1 protein-coding gene is annotated in these 2036 nt (G+C 65.5%); it reads right to left on the reverse strand.

Annotation, left to right across the window (positions count from 1 at the left end):
* On the reverse strand, positions 1 to 1966 hold a 1966-nt coding region (locus tag AC3XYG_RS30075), incomplete at its 3' end, for a phage tail protein (RefSeq protein WP_489143556.1).
* Positions 1967 to 2036: the final 70 nt, after the last annotated feature.

The following is a 2036-nucleotide window of genomic DNA, read 5'->3' on the forward strand; positions in this document are numbered from 1 at the left end:
CGATGTCGGCGAAGGTGATGCTGACCGTCGACGGCAGATCGACTTCCTGGCGCCGGGTCTCGCCGAACTTCACGGCGTCGCCGTCGCGCAGCAGATCGTCCTCGGTCAGTTGCCGGTCGACCGGCCGGCCCCGTCGCTGGAACCGCAACTTGCCGTCGCGCTCGACACCATCCAGGAGGAACAGGTCCACCAGCGGCTGGATGCACTCCTTGGCGGCGATTTGGCGCGCGACGGCGTAGCCGGGGATGACGTCGGTCAGCTCGCTGACATCGATGTCCGGCGCGGCCAGGCCGACCAGGCCGCAGATGTCCGAGACGATCTGCGAGACCGGCTCGCTGGCGCCATTCACCCTGTTGATGCTGATCCGCGTCGGGCCGGAGTTGGCACGGTTCGACAAGACGATGACCGTGTCGGTATCGCCATCGTAGCATTGCGCTCCGACCCCCCCGAAATCGGTGCCCCAGGTTCTGTCGAGGGACAAGACCGCGCCGGTGGTGGTGTCGATCTGCTGCAGCGCACCGCTCTCGATCAGGACGTAACGGCCTCGCCGCAGCCGAAACTGACCCGTGGACGAGGCGTCATAGTTCATCCGAACGAAGCTCTGCGTCTTCCAGACCAGACCGGCGCCGTCCCGCACCTTGAGGGTGTATTGCGGGCCGGCGGTCGGGCCGTTGCCCATCCGCAGCTGGAAAATCACGCTGTTGTCGGTCGGGTCGTAGACGAACGATCCCGGCGTGCCGAGGAAGTGTGGCCAGGCGCCGTCGACCATGGCCGGGGTGATGGTCGCGACCTTGGCGAACTCGACGTTGGTCGCCACGCCGGGCGACAGTGGCGAGGTCGACACCGAGGCCGTGATCCGGATCCGGTAGATGCCGACCGCCATGCTGTCGGCCCAGGCATTGCCGGCCAGGATCCATATCTCGCCAGGCATCCCGCCGCATAGGCCGTTGACCTGCTGCTCGTCGACCTGCTGGCCGGCGCCCCAGACATAGGTCAGGCTACCGCCCTTCAGGATGCCGATGTTGCCGAGCAGCGAGCCACAGGCGACGTACTCATCGACCCCGGCTGGGCCGTAGACGAGCGTTGTCGCCATCCTGTACGTGCCGACGAAGCCGTTGGTCTGATTTTCGACGCCTGGAAACCCGAGACTGTCACCGAAGCGGGCTTTCACCCGCCAGGATTGACCGTCGATGCAGACGATCGGATAGAAATTGCTGCCGGCGAGGACGGTGAAATAGATGTCGCCGTTGTTCCCGGTGACCACCGCGCCTGGAAACATGTCCGTCGTGCGGCCGGTGATATCGAAGATGCTGGCCTGCCGATCCTCCTCCATCGTCCAGATGTTGATCCGCCGTAGGCCGGCGACGCGCGCATCCCCACTCCCCTTCACGATGTAGGCCCGGCCTCGGTCCCAATCGACGGCCAGCTTGTCGAGCTGGTAGCCGGTGATCGGTCCATCGGGGAGCTTGGTGTAGGACACCGCGATCTTGGGCACGGACGCCTGTCGAGACACCTCGACCGTGATCGACGGTACGCGGTTCCCGAAATCATCGAGCGGCAGATCTTCAAACAGGATGTAGCAGAGGCCGCGGTGCGCCGACGTCTTGCCGGCGCCGACCTGGGCTTCCATGTGCGGGTCGGGCATCTGGTCTTCCGAGCCGGGATAGAACCGGAAGTCGAGGTCGCCGATCTCCAGGTCCAGCTTGGAGCCACGGGCGTCATAGATCAGCTTGGTGTCGGCCCAGATCCGGTTGACGGCCGCCATCGGGCCTTCGCAGAGCCCGACCGCGAAACTGCAGGTGTAGGTGTAGCTGATCGACTTCTGGGTCGGCCCGCCCTTGCCGCCGGCTTGGCTGCGGTCGACGTGCTTGTGATGCGTGAGGCCGGGGCTCCAGATGACGTTGCCGTTGACCCGCATCGTGCCCCAGACGCGCGTGATCGACTGGCCATAGGCTGATGACGTCAAGCTGAGGTCGCTCAGCTGCGGGCCTTCCGTGACCTGGCCTTGGCCAGGGAACAAGACGCCGCCGAGAACC

Source organism: Inquilinus sp., assembly GCF_057815775.1.